The organism is Stenotrophomonas sp. YJH_SMC_138, assembly GCF_059369855.1.
In genome coordinates, this window is the sequence record NZ_JCAFTB010000002.1 from 483884 (window position 1) to 502366 (window position 18483).

The window sequence follows — 18483 nt, forward strand, 5'->3', positions numbered from 1 at the left end:
AATCGAGGTGTCTGGCCTCCCTTTGCGCTGCAATCGGCGGCTTCCCATGCTTCGAGGCCCTACATGCCCGGCAGTGCGGCGGCATAGCCACCAGAGGACGGTGAATCATCCACAATCAGTGCGCCCATGTGTCGATCGCGTTTCAGCCGTTGCACCCGCCACGTTCGGCGGTTGATGCTGTCCGCTGTGTTCGCCGTCACACAATCGACGACATCCTGCTGTTGCACGCGCCTGTCCAGGTCCTTGTCGCAGATGCCGCTGACCCGCACCGTGCGCGGGTTTCGCCGCGGGTATTGGCGATTTCGGAGGCAGCTTCGGCGTGGCATGGGTTTGCATCGATCCAGTGGATTATCTCCGACAGGCACTGCGGAGTCCGCCCGGTATATGCTGATGCGATTGGCGGTAGCATCCTTCTTGATCCGTATCGCATCCAACCTGGAGGTCAGTGTGAGAAGTTTCCGAATTCATGCATTTGCTGGTGCATTGATGTTGGTGCCGGTATCCGTTTTTGCTTTTGCCCCGAGTGACGACCATGGAATCAAGTTGGCCGGCCAAGGACTCGGCCAGTCGATTCCGCAGGCACAAGACCTCAGCGTGGATCCCGGCTGGTTGGTCTATGGGTTCGAGCGCGATGGCATGGATTATTTCCAGGTAAACGATCTCGCAGGGCACGTGCACATCGTGATCGGCAATGCTGCCGGCACGTTCTGGGTGCTGCCGGCAGGTGACCCGTCTGCGAAGGTGTCGTTGCCGGAGCAGCGCCTGCCTGTTCCCGCCAAGGCCACCAGAACGGTTGTCTATCGGGCCCCCGCATTCACGCTGGTCAGATATGCAAGCGGAGCTGATGTGTTGTGGGCAGTAGAGGCACCCTGATACTGACAGTTGCCGGGATATCGGCCAGCTTCAGTATCAGACTGCATGGGCACCCGGTGTTCGCCGGGTGCCCATGACGCCCTGGGCCAGGGGGACGAGCGGGACGTTATGCGATTCTGCTGTGTTGGTTCGATCCGGTCGCTTGACTGTGAAATGCACTACTGCAGCGCAGAGGGTGCGGGGCAGCCGTACCGCGATGGAGTACTGGCTACTGCCTCCAGTCTGGTTTCGCGGTCGAGGAACAGAATCCTGACCCGGTTGCGATAGCAGTCAACGGTCCCGTCATAGGGGAGGGTTCGCCCGGTCAGTCGCTCGAACGCTGCCATCGTTGTCTGCTTGGAAAGGCGTCTGCGCTGTTCCAGCAGTGACACGACCATGAGGATTCCGCGCCTGGAGCCCATTCCGCCGCACCTTGCACGAATGCGAATCTGACCACCTTCATGCTTGAGAAGAATGGAGACCGCATCAATCAGTGTCCGGTAAGCGGCCAACTGCAGTTCCACGCTCAGGTTGCAGGGGTCGCCTTTCAGATCCGGGCGGAGAACGCGCTCCGTCAGCTTCCACGACTCACGGATGCCACCCGCCTGCAGGGCCACGTAAAGCCCAAGATGCTCCAGGCCCGAGGGATAGACCATGCTTGTCTGTTCGCGAAAGAGCCGCGAATGTACATTCGAGGTATGCAGAAGGCTGTTGGCCACTGCGTGATGTCCCTGGGCCTTGAGCCATTCGGCCAGCTCAACCAGCGACGTATCAATGCCGTCGCCGAGCTTGCGAAGGTGCAGGGCACGTTCACGCAGCTCCATCTCGCTGGCCAATTGCGAGCTCCTCGCCAGATGGATGGCGTCCCTTTCCCCCATCTCGCGCAGCCTGTAACGGTGGTAGAAGTGGGTGATGCGTGATCCGAGCAGCAGCAATACGATGCCGCTGATCGCCATGATCTGCTGGGTGATGAAGGCCGCTGGATCGAATGCGGTGGGATGGGTGTTGGGCGTGGTCAGGCCGATGACCATGTTGAGCACCGGCACTGCAAGGGCAGCCCCCTTCCAGCCATACAGGCAGGTAAGCGCGGCCGCGGGGAGTGCCAACAGCAGCAGGAACGTTGCCTTCAATGCAATCCAGTCTGCGGGCAGTTGAGTCGCTGCTATCCCGATCAGCAGCATCGATGAAAGTGCTGCCAGCATCGGGGTCTTTCGTCGAGCGTTCCACTCCTGCCCCACGTCCTGCCGCGCCCACAGCATGGCGATGGGGGCCACCGTCAGAATGCCGATGAAATCACCCACGCTGAAGCGCGCGGCATTGGTCAGGAAGGGTGTGGAAGGAGGTGTTGGCCAGAGCAGATGGGAAAAGCTGAGGTTGAGCAGAGTAATAACGACGCTGGAAGCGGCGGCAATCAACAAGAGGCCGATCGTCTGCGACTCCGCCATCAGTCGCCGTTGCAGCTTCACAATCAGCATCACCGCTGGCATGAGGAATGCGGAGGCAACAATGACCCATGTCAGGCCGTACTTCTCGATCATCGGCACGCGGGACTGTGCAAAGTATGCATATTCGCCCAGCAGCAGGTAGGGCCACAGGCGCGGCGGGCACAACAGCACGGCTGCCACCCGGATGCCGGCTGGCAAATAGAACTGATCCAGCGACAGCTGTCGGGTTGCCCAATAGGCCACTGCATAAAGCAAGGCAATCATCAGGCCAGCCGGACGAATGCGCACCTTCAGCAACAATCCTTCTTTCCACCAGTCCAATCGCACGTCCCCCTCTCCTACGTGTCCCCTGTCAGCATCCATTCGCCGCGGGGCCCGGTTTCTCAGGACGGTATCGGTCTGCGAACGATTATGCAATTGCATAGCTGCGCATTTAGGAAATTGTCCAGCCATCCATCACAGATGTCGCGTGAAAATCTGTGACGTGTGCAGCACGATCAGCGCTGCGGTACGTTTGTCAGAACGTTCAATACAGGTGGAGATGCAGAATCTTCACCACAACGCATCCCGCAGCTTGTACCAGGACATCGCCGCCACCAGCAGCGGCGTGCGCAGCAGCCGGCCGCCGGGGAAGGGCGCATGCCGAAGGCGCTGGAACACGTCCAGGCGCTCGCTCTGGCCGGCAATGGCGGCGGCGATCACCTCGCCGGCCAGCCCGGCGGCGGCCACCCCATGGCCGGAGAAGCCCTGCGCGAAGTACAGGTCGCCGTCCAGCCGGCCCCAATGCGGGGCGCGGTTGCGGGTGATGTCGACGTAGCCGCCCCATACCTGGTCCAGTGCCACGTCGGCCAGCTGCGGGAACACCTGGTGCATGCGCCGTTGCATCACCCCACGCAGGCCGGGTGGGGGCAGCGCCGAGTAGCTGGCGCGCCCCCCGAACAGCAGGCGGTGGTCGTGGCTGAGGCGGAAATAGTCCAATGCCCAGGCGGTGTCGGCCACGGCCATGTCGTTGCCGATCAGGGCGCGGGCGCGCTCGGCCCCCAGCGGCGCGCTGGCGCCGATATAGGTGCCGACCGGCATGATCCGCCGTTCCAGCTCGGGCAGCAGGCCCTGCAGCCAGGCATTTCCGGCCACCACCAGATGCGCGGCGCGTACGCTGCCGTGGGCGGTGTGCAGGGTCGGCTGCGGTCCGCGCTGCACGCGGGTTACCGCCGAATGCTCGTGGATCACCACGCCGGCCGCGCGCGCCGCATCGGCCAGACCGCGCGCATAGGCCAGCGGGTGCAGGTGCGCGCTGAGCGGATCGAACATCGCGGCACGATAGCGCGGGCTGTCCAGCTGCGCGCGCAGGGCGTCACGGTCCCACCATTGCATGGGGTAGTCGTAGTGGCGTTGCAGGTGCTCGCAGTGGACGCGCAGCTCCCGTTCATGGCGTTCGCGGATGGCGACGCTGGCGTGGCCTTCCACCCAATGGCAGTCAATGCCGTGGCGATTGATGCGGGCGCGCATCGCCTGCACCGCGTCGCGCGACCAGTCGAACAGGTGGCGCGCATCATCACGACCGAGCTGACGCTCCAGTTCGTCCACCTCGCAGCCATAGCCGACCAGCGCCTGCCCGCCGTTGCGGCCGGACGCGCCCCAGCCGATCCGCTGCGCTTCCAGCACTACCACGCGCCGGCCACGTGCCGCCAGTTCCAGGGCTGCGGTCAGGCCGGTATAGCCGGCGCCCAGCACCGCAACGTCGGCCTGCACATTACCCTGCAGCGGGGGCAGTGCGGGCGGTTCGGGCAGGCTGGCGGCGTACCAGCTGGGCGGGAACGCGGCGCTCACTGCAGGCCTCGCGGGTGCAGGGCGGGAGGGCGGAGCGGGGCAGGTCGATCGGCGTTCACCCCGGTAGTTTCGCCGATGCGTGACGGCTGTGGTGTGACGGCACCGACTTGCCGCCTTCGCCGGGCGACGGGTAACGTGTCGGCACGCCAAGGAGTTTTCCCATGCGCCGCCTGCCCTGGGTGGGCCTGCCCACCGACAGCACCGTGCTCGGCCATCACCGTTTCGTGGTGGCCGGCGAGAAGTACGTGCGCGCGCTGGCCGAGGCGGCCGAGGTGACTCCGGTAGTGTTGCCGAGCCTGCAGCCACCGCTGCCGGCCGGCGACTGGCTGCAGGGGCTCGATGGCCTTCTGTTGACCGGTGCAGTCAGCAATATCGAACCGCAGCACTATGAAGGTGGTCGCAGCTGGCCAGGCAATCCACATGACCCGGCCCGCGATGCCAATGCCTTTGCGTTGCTGCACGAGGCACTGGCGCTGGACCTGCCGGTGCTGGCGATCTGCCGCGGCTTCCAGGAGTTGAACGTCGCGCTGGGCGGCAGCCTGCATCCGCAGGTGCACGCGGTGCCTGGCCTGGCCGACCATCGCGAAGAACCGCAGGCGCCGGTGGAGGTGCAGTATGGGCCGGCGCACGCGGTCACGCTGGCCGCCGATGGCTGGCTGGCGCAGTGGCACGGCAGTGGCCGCGCGCAGGTCAATTCGGTACACGGGCAGGGTGTCGCCCGCCTGGCGCAGGGGCTGCAGGTCGAGGCCGTGGCCGACGATGGGCTGGTCGAAGCGGCACGCAGCCTGCACCATCGTTTCGTGCTCGGCGTACAGTGGCACCCGGAGTGGCGTGTCATGCAGGCGCCGTTCTATCACGCTATTTTCCGTGCGTTCGGCCAGGCTTGCCGGCAGCACCAACAGAACCGACTGGATTCCCGATGAGTTCCCGAACGCGCCCGCGCAAGACGGCCACGCCCCCCGCACCGCAGGAAAGCACGCTGCTGCGCTGGCTGAAGGAGCGGCGCATCACCGAGGTGGAATGCCTGGTGCCGGACATCACCGGCAACGCGCGCGGCAAGATCATTCCCGCCGACAAGTTCTCGCACGATTACGGCACGCGCCTGCCTGAGGGCATCTTCGCCACCACCGTCACCGGCGAGTTCCCTGACGATTATTACGAGCTGACCTCGCCGTCGGACTCGGACATGATGCTGCGCCCCGATCCGGACACGGTGCGCATGGTGCCGTGGGCGGCCGACGCCACCGCGCAGGTCATCCACGATTGCTACACCAAGAGCGGTGAGCCGCACGAACTGGCGCCGCGCAACGTGCTGCGCCGCGTGCTGGCAGCCTACGCCGAGCTGGGCCTGCGCCCGGTGGTGGCGCCGGAACTGGAGTTCTTCCTGGTGCAGAAGAACACCGACCCGGACTTCCCGCTGCTGCCACCGGCCGGCCGCTCCGGGCGCCCGGAGACCGCGCGGCAGTCGTACTCGATCGATGCGGTCAACGAGTTCGACCCGATCCTCGACCTGATGTACGACTACGCCGATGCGATGAAGCTGGACGTGGACACGCTGATCCACGAGTCCGGCGCGGCGCAGCTGGAGGTCAACTTCACCCATGCCGATGCGATGGACCTGGCCGACCAGGTGTTCCTGTTCAAGCGCACCATGCGCGAAGCGGCGATGCGCCACGGGGTGTATGCCACGTTCCTGGCCAAGCCGATGGAAAACGAGCCGGGCAGTGCCATGCACATCCACCAGAGCCTGGTGCGGGTGAGCGATGGCAGCAACGTGTTCGCCGGCGAGACCGATGCCGAGGGCGAGTTCAGCCCGGTGTTCGGCCACTACCTGGGCGGCCTGCAGAAGTACGCACCGCAGGCGATGGCGTTCTTCGCGCCGAACGTGAACTCCTACCGCCGGCTGGTGTTCGGCGAAGTCTCGCCGAGCAACGTCCACTGGGGCTTCGACAACCGCACCTGCGGCCTGCGCGTGCCGCTGGATACGCCGGAGAACATGCGCGTGGAGAGCCGTTTCGCCGGGTCCGATGCCAATCCCTACCTGGCGATGGCCGCGACCCTGGCCTGCGGCCTGCTGGGCATCCGCGAGCGGCTGGCACCGGATGCGCCGGTGACCGGCAGCGCCAAGGAACTGGGCTACGACCTGCCGCGCTCGCTGGGCGAGGCGCTGGACGGGCTGGAGCGGTGCAGCGAGCTGCAGGCCCTGCTGGGCGAGCGCTTCTGCCGGGCCTACATCTCGGTCAAGCGCAAGGAATACGAGACCTTTTTCCGCGTCATCAGCTCGTGGGAGCGCGAGTTCCTGCTGCTGAACGTCTGAGCATCCGGAATAGAAAAATCCGCCGCCGGGGGGTAGGCTGGCACCCGTCGCCGGCCCCGCCGGCCCCCCCTTCCCGCATTCTGGAGCACCCGATGAAGCTGCGTATCCTCACGCTCGGCCTGGCCTCCGCCATGCTCGCCGCCTGTGGCGGTGGCAATGGCGGCGCGCAGGACAGCCAGGTCCTGAACGTCTACAACTACAGCGATTACATCGCCGAGGACACCATTCCGACCTTCGAGAAGGAGAGCGGGATCAAGGTGACCTACGATGTGTTCGACAGTGACGAGATGGTCGAGACCAAACTGCTGGCCGGCAACAGCGGCTATGACGTGGTGGTGCCGACCCTGAACTTCTTCGGTCGCCAGATCCAGGCCGGTGTGTTCCTGCCGCTGGACAAGAGCAAGATCCCGAACCTGGCCAACCTCGATCCGGCGGTGATGAAGCGCATCGCCACCCAGGACCCGGGCAACCAGTACGGCGTGCCGTACATGATCGGCACCACCGGCATCGGCTACAACGTGGACATGCTGAAGCAGCGCTTCGGCGGCAGCGCCGACATCGCCAACAGCTGGGACCTGGTGTTCAAGCCGGAGAACATCAGCAAGATGAAGGACTGCGGCGTGACCATCCTGGACACGCCGGCGGACATGATCCCGATCGCACTGCATTACCTGGGCCTGGACCCGCACAGCGGCGACCCGGCCGAGCTGCAGAAGGCCGCCGACCTGCTGAAGTCGATCCGCCCGTACGTGCAGAACTTCCACTCCTCGCAGTACGTGGGTTCGCTGGCCAACGGCGGTACCTGCCTGGTGGTCGGCTGGTCGGGTGACATCATCCAGGCCCGCGACCGCGCCGAGGAAGCCAGCAATGGCGTGCACGTGGCCTATTCGATCCCGAAGGAAGGCGCACCGCAGTGGTTCGACATGCTGGCGATCCCGAAGGACGCCAAGCATCCGGAAGCCGCGTACGCCTTCATCAACTACCTGCTGCAGCCGAAGGTTGCCGCGGCCAACACCAACTTCATCCACTACGCCAACCCGGTGCCGACCGCGACCCCGCTGGTGGACGAGGCGATCCGTACCGACCCGACCATCTACCCGCCGGCCGACGTGGCCGAGAAGATGTTTACCTACTCGATCAACACGCCGGAGACCGACAAGCTCTACACCCGGCTGTGGACCGAGGTGAAGACCGGGCGCTAAGGGCTGGCTGGCAGGTGGGTGCCGACCGTTGGTCGGCATGCTTTTCCGGCGGGGCCGACCAACGGTCGGCCCCCACCAGATCTGCAGATCCCCCCGGCCCGGTGGGTGCCACCCGTTGCCGTCATATCCCCTGCAGCCCCCGGCCGTTAGAATGGCGGCCGCTGTCCACCGCCCGCTCCCGGAGCCCCCATGCCCGTTGAAGCCCAGCCGGTAGCCGCCGTCGTCGACACGACCGGTGCGCCCGGCTATCTCTCCATTCGTGATTTGCGCAAGGAATTCGACGGTTTCGTCGCCGTCGACGACGTCAATCTGGACGTGCGCAAGGGCGAGATCTTTGCCCTGCTCGGAGGCTCCGGCAGCGGCAAATCGACCCTGCTGCGCTGCCTGGGCGGCTTCGAGACGCCCACCAAGGGCAGCATCACCGTCGATGGCCAGCGCCTGGACGCGCTGCCGCCGTACCAGCGGCCGGTCAACATGATGTTCCAGTCCTATGCGCTGTTCCCGCACATGACGGTCGAACAGAACATTGCCTTCGGCCTGAAGCAGGATGGCCTGGGCAAGGACGCGATCAGCAAGCGCGTCGGCGAGATGCTCGACCTGGTGCAGATGGGCCACCTGGGCAAGCGCAAGCCGCACCAGCTGTCCGGTGGCCAGCAGCAGCGCGTGGCGCTGGCGCGGTCGCTGGCCAAGGGGCCGAAGCTGCTGCTGCTGGACGAGCCGATGGGCGCGCTGGACAAGAAGCTGCGCTCGCAGATGCAGCTGGAACTGGTCAGCATCATCGAGTCGTCGGGCGTGACCTGCGTGATGGTCACCCACGACCAGGAAGAAGCGATGACCATGGCCACCCGCATCGCGGTGATGGATGCCGGCTGGATCCAGCAGGTCGGCAAGCCGGACGAGGTCTACGAGCAGCCGGCCAACCGCTTCGTCGCCGAGTTCATCGGTTCGGTCAACCTGTTTGACGGGGTGATCGACGAGGACCTGCCCGAGTACGTGACCGTGCGCTCGCCGCTGTTCCCGGCACCGATCTACATCGCCCATGGCATCACCTGTTACGAAGGGCAGCCGGTCGCATTCGCGCTGCGCCCGGAAAAGGTGATGATCGGCAAGGACGAGCCGGAAGGGCACACCAACAAAGCGCAGGGCGTGATCGAGGACATCGCCTATTTCGGCAGCCATTCGGTCTACCACGTGCGGCTGCCCAGCGGCGCCAAGGTGCTGGCCAACTTCGCCAACTCGCAGCGCTGGGCCAGCGACGGCCTGACCTGGGGTGACAGCGTGTGGGTGCACTGGCGCGACAACGACGGCGTGGTGCTGACCTCATGAGCGTCGCCGGCCTGAAGCGCTGGCTGCCGGGGCTGCGTGCCACGGTGATCGGCATTCCGTACCTGTGGCTGCTGCTGTTCTTCGCAGTGCCGTTCCTGATCGTGCTGATGATCAGCTTCTCGCTCAGCCGGGTCGGCTCGCCGCCGTATACCTGGCTGCTGCAGTACGCCGACGGCGGCTTCTCGCTGAAGCTGAACCTGGAGAACTACCTGGCGCTGTTCCGCGATTCGATCTATGCGCAGGCGTTCCTGAGCTCGATCAAGATCGCGGCGATCTCCACCTTCTTCACCCTGCTGATCGGCTATCCGATGGCCTATGCCATCGCGCGCCTGTCGCCGGCCGCACGCAATGTGGCGATGATGCTGGTGGTGCTGCCGTCGTGGACCTCGTTCCTGATCCGCGTGTATGCGTGGAAGGCAATCCTGGACCGCAATGGCCTGCTCGACCAGTTCCTGCAGTTCACCGGCCTGCAGACGCTGATGACGTCGATGGGGCTGCCGAAACTGCAGCTGATCGATACGCCGACCGCCGCCTATATCGGCATCGTCTACTGCTACCTGCCGTTCATGGTGCTGCCGCTGTACGCCAACCTGGTCAAGCATGACCACCGCCTGCTGGAAGCGGCCTACGACCTCGGCGCCAAGCCGTGGCAGGCGTTCCTGCGCATCACGTTGCCGCTGTCGAAGGCCGGCATCATCGCAGGCTGCATGCTGGTGATGATCCCGGCGGTGGGTGAGTTCGTGATCCCGGAAATGCTCGGTGGTTCGGAGACGCTGATGGTCGGCCGCCAGCTGTGGAACGAGTTCTTCAACAACCGCAACTGGCCGGGCGCTTCGGCGATGGCGGTGGCGATGATCCTGTTGCTGCTGGTGCCGATCCTGCTGTTCAACCGTTCCCAGCAGCGCCTGCTGGAAGGGAAGCAGGCATGAGCCCGCGTACCGCCAAGGGCCTGGGGCTGGGCGTGCTGCTGCTCGGCTTCGCCTTCCTGTACCTGCCGATCCTGTTGTTGATGTTCTACTCGTTCAACAGCTCGCGGCTGGCGATGGTCTGGGCCGGGTTCTCCACCCGCGCCTACAGCGACCTGTTCGCCGACCGCGCGCTGATGGACGCGATGTGGACCAGCCTGGTGGTGGCGTTCTGGACCGCCTGTACCGCCACCGTGCTGGGTACGCTGGCGGCGATGGTGATGACCCGCTTCAAGCGATTCCGTGGCAAGCCACTGTTCGGCGCGCTGGTGACCGCGCCGCTGGTGATGCCGGACGTGATCCTGGGCTTCTCGCTGATGGCGCTGCTGGCATCGATGGGCGCGATTCCCGGCTTCCCGGCGCGTGGCCTGGCCACCATCTGGATCGCGCACGTGACCTTCACCCTCTGCTTCGTCACCGTGGTGGTGTCCTCGCGCCTGCAGGAAATGGACCTGTCGCTGGAAGAAGCGGCGATGGACCTGGGCGCCAGCCGGTTGACCGTGTTCACCCGCATCACCCTGCCCATCATCGCGCCGGCGCTGGTGGCGGGTTGGCTGCTGGCCTTCACCCTGTCGCTGGATGACGTGGTGGTGGCCAGCTTCGTGGCCACGCCGGGCTCGACCACGCTGCCGATGAAGGTGTTCGCTTCGGTGCGCATGGGCATCAGTCCGAAGATCAACGCGTTGGCCACATTGCTGGTGTCGGCGGTGTCGATCGCTGCGGTGATCGGCTGGTACATCAACGCCCGCGCCGAGAAGCGGCGCCAGCGCGACCTGCAGCTGGCGCGGCAGGACAACGGCTGAGTACACGGCCTGTCGACAGCGCCGGCAACACCCGGCTCACGGACAGCGGCGCACAATGGGGGTCTTCCAGATGGAGATCCCCCATGACCGTCGAGATCATCGACCCGGCCACCGGCCAGGTGACCTACCGCCATGAACTGATGGGCGCTGCTGACATCGAGCAGCGCCTGCAGGCCGCCGCCGATGCCTTCCCCGGCTGGGCCGATCGCTCGCTGCAGGATCGCGGCGCCGTCCTTCGCCAGATCGCCGCGCAGCTGCGCACGCGTCGCGACGACCTGCAGCAGGCGATGACCCATGAGATGGGCAAGCTCAAGGCCGAGGCGCTGGCCGAGGTCGACAAGTGCGCTGCCGCCTGCGAGTACTACGCCGACCACGCGGCCGACTATCTCAAGCCGCAGCTGATCGATACCGAAGCCCAGCGCAGCTACGTGCGTTACGAGCCGATCGGCTGCGTGTTCGCGGTGATGCCATGGAATTTCCCGGTCTGGCAGGTGTTCCGTTTCCTGGCCCCGGCGTTCATGGCTGGCAACGTGGCCCTGCTCAAGCACGCCAGCAACGTGCCGCAGTGCGCCGACCTGATCCTGGCGGTGTGTCGTGACGGAGGCCTGCCTGAGGGCGTGTTCGACGTGCTGCACATCGACAACGACCAGGCTGCCGAGGTGCTGCGCGACGCACGGGTGAAGGCGGTGACGCTGACCGGCAGCGAACGGGCAGGGCGCTCGATCGCCTCCAATGCCGGCAGCCAGCTGAAGAAGTCGGTGATGGAGCTGGGTGGCAGCGATGCCTTCGTGGTACTCGACGATGCCGACCTCGACAAGGCCGTGGCGGCGGCGGTGAAGTCGCGTTTCGACAACAGCGGGCAGACCTGCATTGCGGCCAAGCGCTTCATCGTGGTCGATGCGGTGGCCGATGACTTCACCCGACGCTTCGTTGAAGCCGCGGGCCAGCGCCAGTATGGCGATCCCAGTGAGCGTGGCACCACGCTGGCGCCGATGGCCCGTGCCGATCTGCGCGACGAACTGCACAAGCAGGTGCAGGCCAGCGTCGCCAAGGGCGCGCGCGTTCTGGTCGGCGGCGAGCCCATTGCCGGCACCCATGCGGGCTATCCGGCGACCGTGCTCGATCAGGTCGGCCCAGGCATGCCTGCCTACGACGAGGAGCTGTTCGGGCCGGTGGCTGCGGTGATCCGGGTCAAGGATGAGGCCGAGGCGCTGCGCGTGGCCAACGACACCCGCTTCGGCCTGGGCGGCAGCGTGTGGACGCGCGACCCGGTGCGCGGCGAAGCCTTCGCGCAGCGCATGGAATGCGGCGCCGCGTTCGTCAACGCCATCGTCAAGAGCGACGCTCGGCTGCCGTTCGGTGGCAGCAAGCAGTCCGGCTTCGGCCGGGAGCTGGCCGACCACGGCATCCACGAGTTCATGAACATCAAGACCGTCTACGTGGCTTGATGCCGAAGGGTAGTGCCGGCCACTGGGCGGCATTGCCCTGGTTGCCGGCCAGCGGCCGGCACTACCAGAAGCGGGGCATGTGCCACGACCAACGGTCGCGGCCTACCGGATTGCTGGGTATCGACACCCCCGTGCATGGTGGGTATCGACCGTTGGTCGATACGCGCTACAACCACTTCGCGCGCTTGAACAACCGGTACAGGCCCACGCACACACCGCCCACGCCGACAATCATCAGCGGATACGACCACGGCTGGCTCAGCTCGGGCATGTGGCTGAAGTTCATGCCGTACCAGCTGGTGATCAGCGTCGGCGCTGCCAGCAGTGCGGCCCATGCACCCAGGCGCTTGACCGTCTCGCCCTGCGCCAGCGTCACCAGCGACAGGTTCACGCTCAGTGCGGTGCCCAGCATCTCGCGCAGGGTGTCGATCACATCGCTGATGCGTACCGCGTGGTCATGCACGTCGCGCACGTAGAGCTTCACTTCATCGGGAATCAGGTCACCCTGGTAGCGGCGCAGCTGCGCCAGCACATCCTGCAGCGGTGCCACCGCCATCCGCATCTTGTTCAGTTCGCGCTTGAGCTCGTAAAGCCGTACCACCGTGCTGCGCTTGTAGCTGTCGGCAAAGATGTCCTTTTCCAGCAGGTCCAGGGTGTCGCGGAAGCGGTGCACGATCGGCAGGTAGTTGTCGACCACGAAGTCGGTCACCGCGTACAGGCAGTACGACGGGCCCATCTTCAGCAGCTGCGGTTCACGCTCGACCCGTGCACGCACCGGGGCGTAGGACAGCGAGGCGCCGTGGCGCACCGTCACCAGGAAACGCGGGCCGAGGAAGGCGTGGGTTTCGCCGTACTGGATGCGTTCGTCCACCATCTGCGCGGTGGTCACCACCACGAACAGCGAATTGCCGTAGGTCTCGACCTTGGGTCGCTGGTGCGCATTGCGCGCGTCCTCGATGGCCAGGTCGTGCAGGCAGAACTCTTCCTGCAGTTTCAGCAGCACATCGTCGTTGGGGTCGTACAGGCCGACCCAGACGAAGCCGTTGCCACTGGCAATGACATCGCTGATGGCATCCAGGCTGATGTCGTGGCGTTTGCCGTCGTCATCGTAGTGGACGCAGTTGATGACGCAGGCGGGGTTGGCCGAGGCAGGGGCGGAAGCGGAGGCGGGCAATGACATGCCCGCCATCGTGCGTCAGTGCCGTGTTTCGGACAAGTGAGGACGGCGCCCCAGTACCCACGCCAGCGCGACGTGGACGGGCAGCAGCAGCACGATCCACTGCACGTTGTACTGCGCCTGCAGGCTCAGCCAGTGCAGCACCAGCGCCGCCACGGCCTGCACCGCCAGCAGCCACAGCACGACCCTGAACATGCGGCCCGGCGCGCGCCGACGCAGCAGCGCGATCGCGCCTGGCAGCAGCAGCACGGCCAGTGGCGAAAGCAGCAGCAGGTTGCGGTTGGCCCAGGCGGCGTAGTGGGTGCTGAAGCCCCACAGGAACACCAGCAGGCTGCCGGCGATGGCACACAGCAGCCAGAACGGCAGGGCCAGCCCGGCCAGCAGGCGCGGGCGGTTGCGCAGCGCCAGCACGCCGCCGGCCACGACCAGCCCAAGCAGCAGCCACGGCCACCAGCGGCGTGCGAATTCCTTCGGCTCCGGGTCGATGCGGTGCGGCAGCAGTTCCTGTTCGGACTGCACCAGCGGCCGGCCATCGCTGTTGCGCGCCTGGCGCAGCGCATCGGCCAGGCGCATCGGCACGAAGGCTTCCTGCCAGCGCGACAGCGCCTGGTCGGCGAACGGCCCGAGGCCGACATCGAAGCCCAGCCACATCCATGGTGCCGGCGAGGCCAGGCGCACCGATTCACTGCGGTAGGTATTGCCGCGCGAGCGCCCCGACAGCTGCGACTGCAGGCCGCCACCCAGCGCCTTGTCCACCGTGTCGCGTACCATCGTGGCGCAGTTGGCGGTGTAGTAGTCGTAGTGGTAGCGCGCGTTTTCCGGCTTGGCCCGCTCGGCCAGGTCGGCGGCCAGTGCACGTGCCTGCTCCGGGCGCAGGTCCAGCCACTGCACGCTGGCGCCACGGCCGGTCTCGTCGTAGTACGACAGATCCTGCTGCAGCGGCAGCGCCACCAGGTAGTACATCATGTCGCCGCGCACGAAGCGGCTGATGAAATCGTCCTCGGACGGATCGAAGTAGCCGAAGTTGTACGAGGTCGCTTCGCCGCTGAGCGGATCGATCACGACGATGGCGTCGTGGCCGAAGCGCTCGAAGAACACCGTGCCCGGCTGCATGGTCACCACCCCGATGCGCGGGGCGGGAGCCTCGGCGCTGGTGGCGGGTGCAGCAGGTTCGGGTGCCGCCGGCTGCGCGAAGGCGGCCAGCGGCAGGGCCGTGGCCAGCACGCACAGTGCCAGCCACAGCCTCAGGCGCAGTGCCAGGAGGGCGCCGCGCTTCAAGCGTCGTCCTGCGCGTCCGGCGGCAGCACGGTCACGTGGAAGGCCTGGACCCGGCGCGCATCGGCGCGGGCCACGCGGAACATGAAGCGGTCCAGCGCCAGCTCGTCACCGACTTCCGGCAGGTGGCCCACGGCCTCGGTGACCAGGCCACCGATGGTGTCGTAGTCCTCGTCGGAGAAGGTAGCGCCGAAGCGTTCGTTGAAGTCGCCGATCGGGGTCAGCGCGTCGACCACGTACTGGCCGTCGGACTGGATGGCGATCTGCGCCGACGGATCCTCGGCCTCGTCATGCTCGTCGTCGATCTCGCCGACGATCTGTTCCAGCACGTCCTCGATGGTGACCAGGCCGGCGACACCGCCGTACTCGTCGACCACGATGGCCATGTGGTTGCGTGACAGGCGGAATTCCTTCAGCAGCACGTTGAGCTTCTTCGCCTCCGGGATCAGCACTGCCGGGCGCAGCAGCTCGCGCACGTTGGCCGGGCCGTTGTCGGCGACCACGCCGCGCAGCAGGTCCTTGGCCAGCAGGATGCCAAGGATGTCGTCCTTGTTCTCGCCGTGCACCGGGAAGCGCGAATGGCCGGATTCGACCACCTGCTTCATCAGTTCCAGGAAGGGCGCTTCGACCGGCAGCGAAACCATCTGCGAGCGCGAGATCATCACGTCGCCCACGGTCAGCTCGGCCACCGAAATGGCGCCTTCCATCATCTTCAGGGTATCGGCGGCGATCAGGCCCTCTTCCTGCGCGGTGTGCAGGACAGCGACCAGCTCGTCGCGGGTATGGGGTTCGCCGGAGAAGGCGGAGGTCAGGCGTTCAAGCCAGCCGCGCTTCTTTTCACTGGGCTCCTGTGCGGAGCTACTACTGTCGTCTTCTGACATCTCTGGAAAAAGGGCACCCGGCAAGCCGGGCGTTGGCCCAAGTCTAGCAGGATGTGGCGGCCTGTCAGTGACCGTCGCTGCCCGGTCCGGTGATCGGCGGCGGGGCCAGTTCAGGCCGGGCGGGGGCTTCTTCCTCGGGCAGGTCCAGGCTGTAGGTGCAGCCGGCCAGGGTTTTGCCGGGATGGGAGGCCACGGTGGAGACGCTGAGGATGATCGACTCGATCCGGGCCTCGCCGGTCTTCGGATCGGTCACGTCGCGGCTGACCAGCTCGCGGCCGGCCATGAACTTGCCGTCCTGGTCGTAGCCGGTCTCCAGCCCCAGCTGCCTGGCCAGCGGCCGCGGATCGGCCTGGTCGAGGATCGCCATGACGCTGGACCCGGCCACGGCGACCCGTTCGGTGCGGGCGCCGAACACGCTGATCGGCTGGGCCAGCCGGTACTCGCTCATGAACTGGTTGCCCTGCGGCAGCGGCTGCAGGCCGTGGGCGACGGCTTTCAGCGGATCAGCCAGCAGGGGCGCCAACGCGGCCTGCTCGGCCACGCCCTGGCGGCATTCAATCAGGGCCGGCAGGTCCAGGGCAGCGGCCGGGGCGGACACGGCGAGCAGCAGGGGCAGGGCAATACGCAGCACGGGCACGGGATCCGCAACGGAAGGCAGGCCGGTGATCGTACCGGTCCCGGCCAGCCATCGCGAGCGCCCCAAGGCAATCAGGGCGGATGCCTGCGCGTGGTCGCTGGGTACCAGCGCAGCCTGACCGGGTAGCCCAGTTGCACTTGCAAGTGGTCGCGCACGGCCGCCGCCGTCGCGCGGTTGGCTGGGGTATCCCGCAGCTCAACCTCCAGTTCCCCGGTCGTGACATCCAGGCTATAGCCGAACAGGTCGGGCAGCTGGGCCAGCAGCCAGTCCCGCTGTGCGTGCAGGCGGCGCTGCATCTCCGCTTCGGTCATCGCGGCGCCGGTGATGTAGCGCACGCGTTGCGGGCCATCCGCCCCTGGATGTGTCTCATCGGCCGCGGGTGCTGGGCCAGTCAGTCGAACGACGACGTTCCAACCTGCCGCGTTGTCCACCCAGATTCCGGCGAGGCGTGCCGCGTGGCGCGCTTTCAAACGTTCCATCAATGCGTGCTGCTGCGCCTCGGCGACCGCCTGACGCGCCGTCTGTTGGCTGACGTCAAAGAACGCCTGCACCTCGGCGACCTTGGCGGCAATGTCGGCGGCGCTGTCGCTGGCCGGGAACGGCGACGGTCGTTCCCGGCCGGGGTCGATGCCCGGGGCAGTGGTCACCTGCAGAAGAGCGGCGATGAGTGCGGGCAGCAGCGCGATGGGCGCGTCCTCCGTGAAGATCCCGGTGTGCGTGGGCCTCAGCGCTCGCCGGCGTAGGGGTCGGCGATGCCGAGCTCGGCCAGGATCTCGCGCTCCAGCTGTTCCATGGCGTCGGCTTCCTTGTCGTCCTCGTGGTCCCAGCCGAGCAGGTGCAGCACGCCGTGCACGGTCAGGTGTGCGTAGTGGGCGTTGAGCGCCTTGCCCTGTTCATCGGCCTCGCGGGCCACCACCGGTGCGCAGATCACCAGGTCGCCCAGCAGCGGAAACTTCACGCCCTTGGGCAGCCCTTCGGGCACTTCGGCCGGGAAGCTGAGCACGTTGGTCGCGTAATCCTTGCCGCGATAATGGCGGTTCAGTGACTGCCCTTCCTTGGCATCGACCACGCGGATGGCCAGGTCGGCCTCGCGGATGCGGCCTTTCAGCGCAGCAGCCACCCACTTGCGGAAGCTGACCGCCGCCGGCAGGCCGGTGCGCGGCAGGGCATAACTGACGGCGACGTCCAGTCGCACGGGACCACGGGTCATGGAGTTGCTCCAGGTTGGATCTGATGCAGGTCACGGCGATCGTAGGCGCTGACGATGCGCGCCACCAGCGGGTGGCGGACTACGTCGCGCGACTCGAAGAAGGTGAAGCTGACGCCCTCGACCTCGCGTAGCACGTCGATGGCATCGCGCAGGCCGGACTTCACGTGCTTGGGGAGATCGGTCTGGGTCAGGTCGCCGGTGACCACGGCGGTGGAACCGTAGCCGAGGCGGGTCAGGAACATCTTCATCTGCTCGATGGTGGTGTTCTGTGCTTCGTCCAGGATCACGAAGGCATCGTTGAGCGTGCGGCCACGCATGTAGGCCAGCGGCGCGATTTCGATGACGTTCTTTTCCAGCAGCTTGACCACCTTCTCCACGCCCATCATCTCGTAGAGGGCGTCGTACAGCGGTCGCAGGTAGGGGTCGACCTTCTGGCTCAGGTCACCGGGCAGGAAGCCCAGCTTCTCGCCGGCCTCCACCGCCGGGCGCACCAGGATCAGGCGCTGCACCCGTGATTCGTTCAGCGCTTCGACCGCGCTGGCCACGGCAAGGAAGGTCTTGCCGGTGCCGGCCGGGCCGATGCCGAAGTTGATGTCATGCGTGGCGATCTGGTGCAGGTAGCGGCCCTGGTTGGCACCGCGACCGCGCACCGTGCCGCGCTTGACCTTGATCGCCACCTCCTGCGCTTCGTAGGAGCGTTCGGCGATCTGCTCGACGTTGGCCTGCGCCAGGCGCAGGTGGATGGCGTGGTTGTCGAAGGTGGTTTCGCCGGCTTCGGCGTACAGCGCTTCAACCAGCTTCTGCGCCTCGACGATGGCTTCGTTGGGCCCGCTGATGCGGAACACGAAACCGCGGTTGGCGATCTCCACGCCGAGCTTCAGCTCGATCTGGCGCAGGTGCCCATCGAAGGGGCCGCACAGGTTGGCCAGCCGCTCGGTGTCTTCCGGCGACAGGGTGAAGTCTCGATGTTCGATGCTTTTCATTGCCTTGGGTGGGGCGGAAGCCTTCCACCGCAGTGTATTCAGGGAGGACAAGGGTAGCGCGCGCAGCGGGCGCGCGGCCAGCACGGGGTCGATACATGCTTTTCCACACCCGGTGTGGACGGGGGCTGCGGA

17 protein-coding genes are annotated in these 18483 nt (G+C 66.2%); 8 read left to right on the forward strand and 9 right to left on the reverse strand.

Annotation, left to right across the window (positions count from 1 at the left end; all coding sequences use genetic code 11):
* The first annotated feature begins 384 nt into the window (after nt 1-384).
* On the forward strand, nt 385-873 hold the full coding sequence (locus AC5P7I_RS07335) for a hypothetical protein (protein WP_049405537.1): 489 nt from the start codon (nt 385-387) through the stop codon (nt 871-873).
* A 158-nt stretch (nt 874-1031) separates the two neighbouring features.
* On the opposite strand, the gene AC5P7I_RS07340 is transcribed toward AC5P7I_RS07335, so the two are convergent.
* Together AC5P7I_RS07340 and AC5P7I_RS07345 are read right to left on the reverse strand one after the other, a co-directional pair.
* Entirely contained in the window at nt 1032-2624 is a 1593-nt protein-coding gene (locus tag AC5P7I_RS07340; RefSeq protein ID WP_046429789.1) for an MASE1 domain-containing protein, read from the reverse strand.
* 225 nt (nt 2625-2849) lie between these two features.
* Nucleotides 2850-4127, reverse strand: coding sequence for an NAD(P)/FAD-dependent oxidoreductase (locus AC5P7I_RS07345; RefSeq protein WP_046429788.1), 1278 nt, complete (start codon nt 4125-4127; stop codon nt 2850-2852).
* A 161-nt stretch (nt 4128-4288) separates the two neighbouring features.
* Between AC5P7I_RS07345 and AC5P7I_RS07350 the strand changes: the two genes are divergently transcribed.
* From AC5P7I_RS07350 to AC5P7I_RS07380, 7 genes are all read left to right on the forward strand, one after another.
* Complete coding sequence (locus AC5P7I_RS07350) at nt 4289-5050, forward strand: gamma-glutamyl-gamma-aminobutyrate hydrolase family protein (RefSeq protein ID WP_032960941.1); 762 nt, start codon at nt 4289-4291, stop codon at nt 5048-5050.
* A complete protein-coding gene (locus AC5P7I_RS07355; protein WP_046429791.1) occupies nt 5047-6444 on the forward strand; it encodes a glutamine synthetase family protein in 1398 nt (465 codons plus the stop codon). Before AC5P7I_RS07350 ends, AC5P7I_RS07355 begins: the two co-directional genes overlap by 4 nt.
* A 92-nt stretch (nt 6445-6536) precedes the next feature.
* Nucleotides 6537-7646: a polyamine ABC transporter substrate-binding protein gene (locus tag AC5P7I_RS07360; protein WP_014646565.1), complete on the forward strand. Its 1110-nt coding sequence runs from the start codon at nt 6537-6539 to the stop codon at nt 7644-7646.
* Between the two features lie 189 nt (nt 7647-7835).
* Complete coding sequence (locus AC5P7I_RS07365; protein ID WP_014646566.1) at nt 7836-8972, forward strand: ABC transporter ATP-binding protein; 1137 nt, start codon at nt 7836-7838, stop codon at nt 8970-8972.
* Nucleotides 8969-9901 carry an ABC transporter permease subunit gene (locus tag AC5P7I_RS07370; RefSeq protein ID WP_014646567.1) on the forward strand — a complete coding sequence of 311 codons (933 nt, stop codon included), beginning with the start codon at nt 8969-8971 and terminating at the stop codon, nt 9899-9901. Before AC5P7I_RS07365 ends, AC5P7I_RS07370 begins: the two co-directional genes overlap by 4 nt.
* Entirely contained in the window at nt 9898-10740 is an 843-nt protein-coding gene (locus tag AC5P7I_RS07375) for an ABC transporter permease subunit (RefSeq protein WP_005415928.1), read from the forward strand. Before AC5P7I_RS07370 ends, AC5P7I_RS07375 begins: the two co-directional genes overlap by 4 nt.
* Before the next feature lie 83 nt (nt 10741-10823).
* A complete protein-coding gene (locus AC5P7I_RS07380; protein WP_049408076.1) occupies nt 10824-12188 on the forward strand; it encodes an NAD-dependent succinate-semialdehyde dehydrogenase in 1365 nt (454 codons plus the stop codon).
* 166 nt (nt 12189-12354) lie between these two features.
* Here the strand turns inward: AC5P7I_RS07380 and AC5P7I_RS07385 are convergent, their stop codons facing one another.
* From AC5P7I_RS07385 to AC5P7I_RS07415, 7 genes are all read right to left on the reverse strand, one after another.
* The gene (locus AC5P7I_RS07385; RefSeq protein ID WP_014646569.1) at nt 12355-13377 is read right to left on the reverse strand and encodes a magnesium and cobalt transport protein CorA; all 1023 of its coding nucleotides are present in this window, start codon (nt 13375-13377) and stop codon (nt 12355-12357) included.
* Nucleotides 13378-13383: 6 nt separating this feature from the next.
* Nucleotides 13384-14643, reverse strand: a complete 1260-nt coding sequence (locus AC5P7I_RS07390) for a DUF4105 domain-containing protein (RefSeq protein ID WP_262087173.1) — start codon at nt 14641-14643, stop codon at nt 13384-13386.
* Nucleotides 14640-15521, reverse strand: a complete 882-nt coding sequence (locus tag AC5P7I_RS07395; protein ID WP_014036584.1) for a CorC family transporter — start codon at nt 15519-15521, stop codon at nt 14640-14642. Before AC5P7I_RS07395 ends, AC5P7I_RS07390 begins: the two co-directional genes overlap by 4 nt.
* Before the next feature lie 64 nt (nt 15522-15585).
* Nucleotides 15586-16152 carry a hypothetical protein gene (locus AC5P7I_RS07400; RefSeq protein ID WP_014646571.1) on the reverse strand — a complete coding sequence of 189 codons (567 nt, stop codon included), beginning with the start codon at nt 16150-16152 and terminating at the stop codon, nt 15586-15588.
* 77 nt (nt 16153-16229) lie between these two features.
* Nucleotides 16230-16805, reverse strand: coding sequence for a hypothetical protein (locus AC5P7I_RS07405; RefSeq protein WP_014646572.1), 576 nt, complete (start codon nt 16803-16805; stop codon nt 16230-16232).
* Between the two features lie 77 nt (nt 16806-16882).
* Nucleotides 16883-17368, reverse strand: a complete 486-nt coding sequence (ybeY, locus tag AC5P7I_RS07410; RefSeq protein WP_014036587.1) for an rRNA maturation RNase YbeY — start codon at nt 17366-17368, stop codon at nt 16883-16885.
* Complete coding sequence (locus tag AC5P7I_RS07415) at nt 17365-18351, reverse strand: PhoH family protein (RefSeq protein WP_032960924.1); 987 nt, start codon at nt 18349-18351, stop codon at nt 17365-17367. Before AC5P7I_RS07415 ends, ybeY begins: the two co-directional genes overlap by 4 nt.
* Nucleotides 18352-18483: the final 132 nt, after the last annotated feature.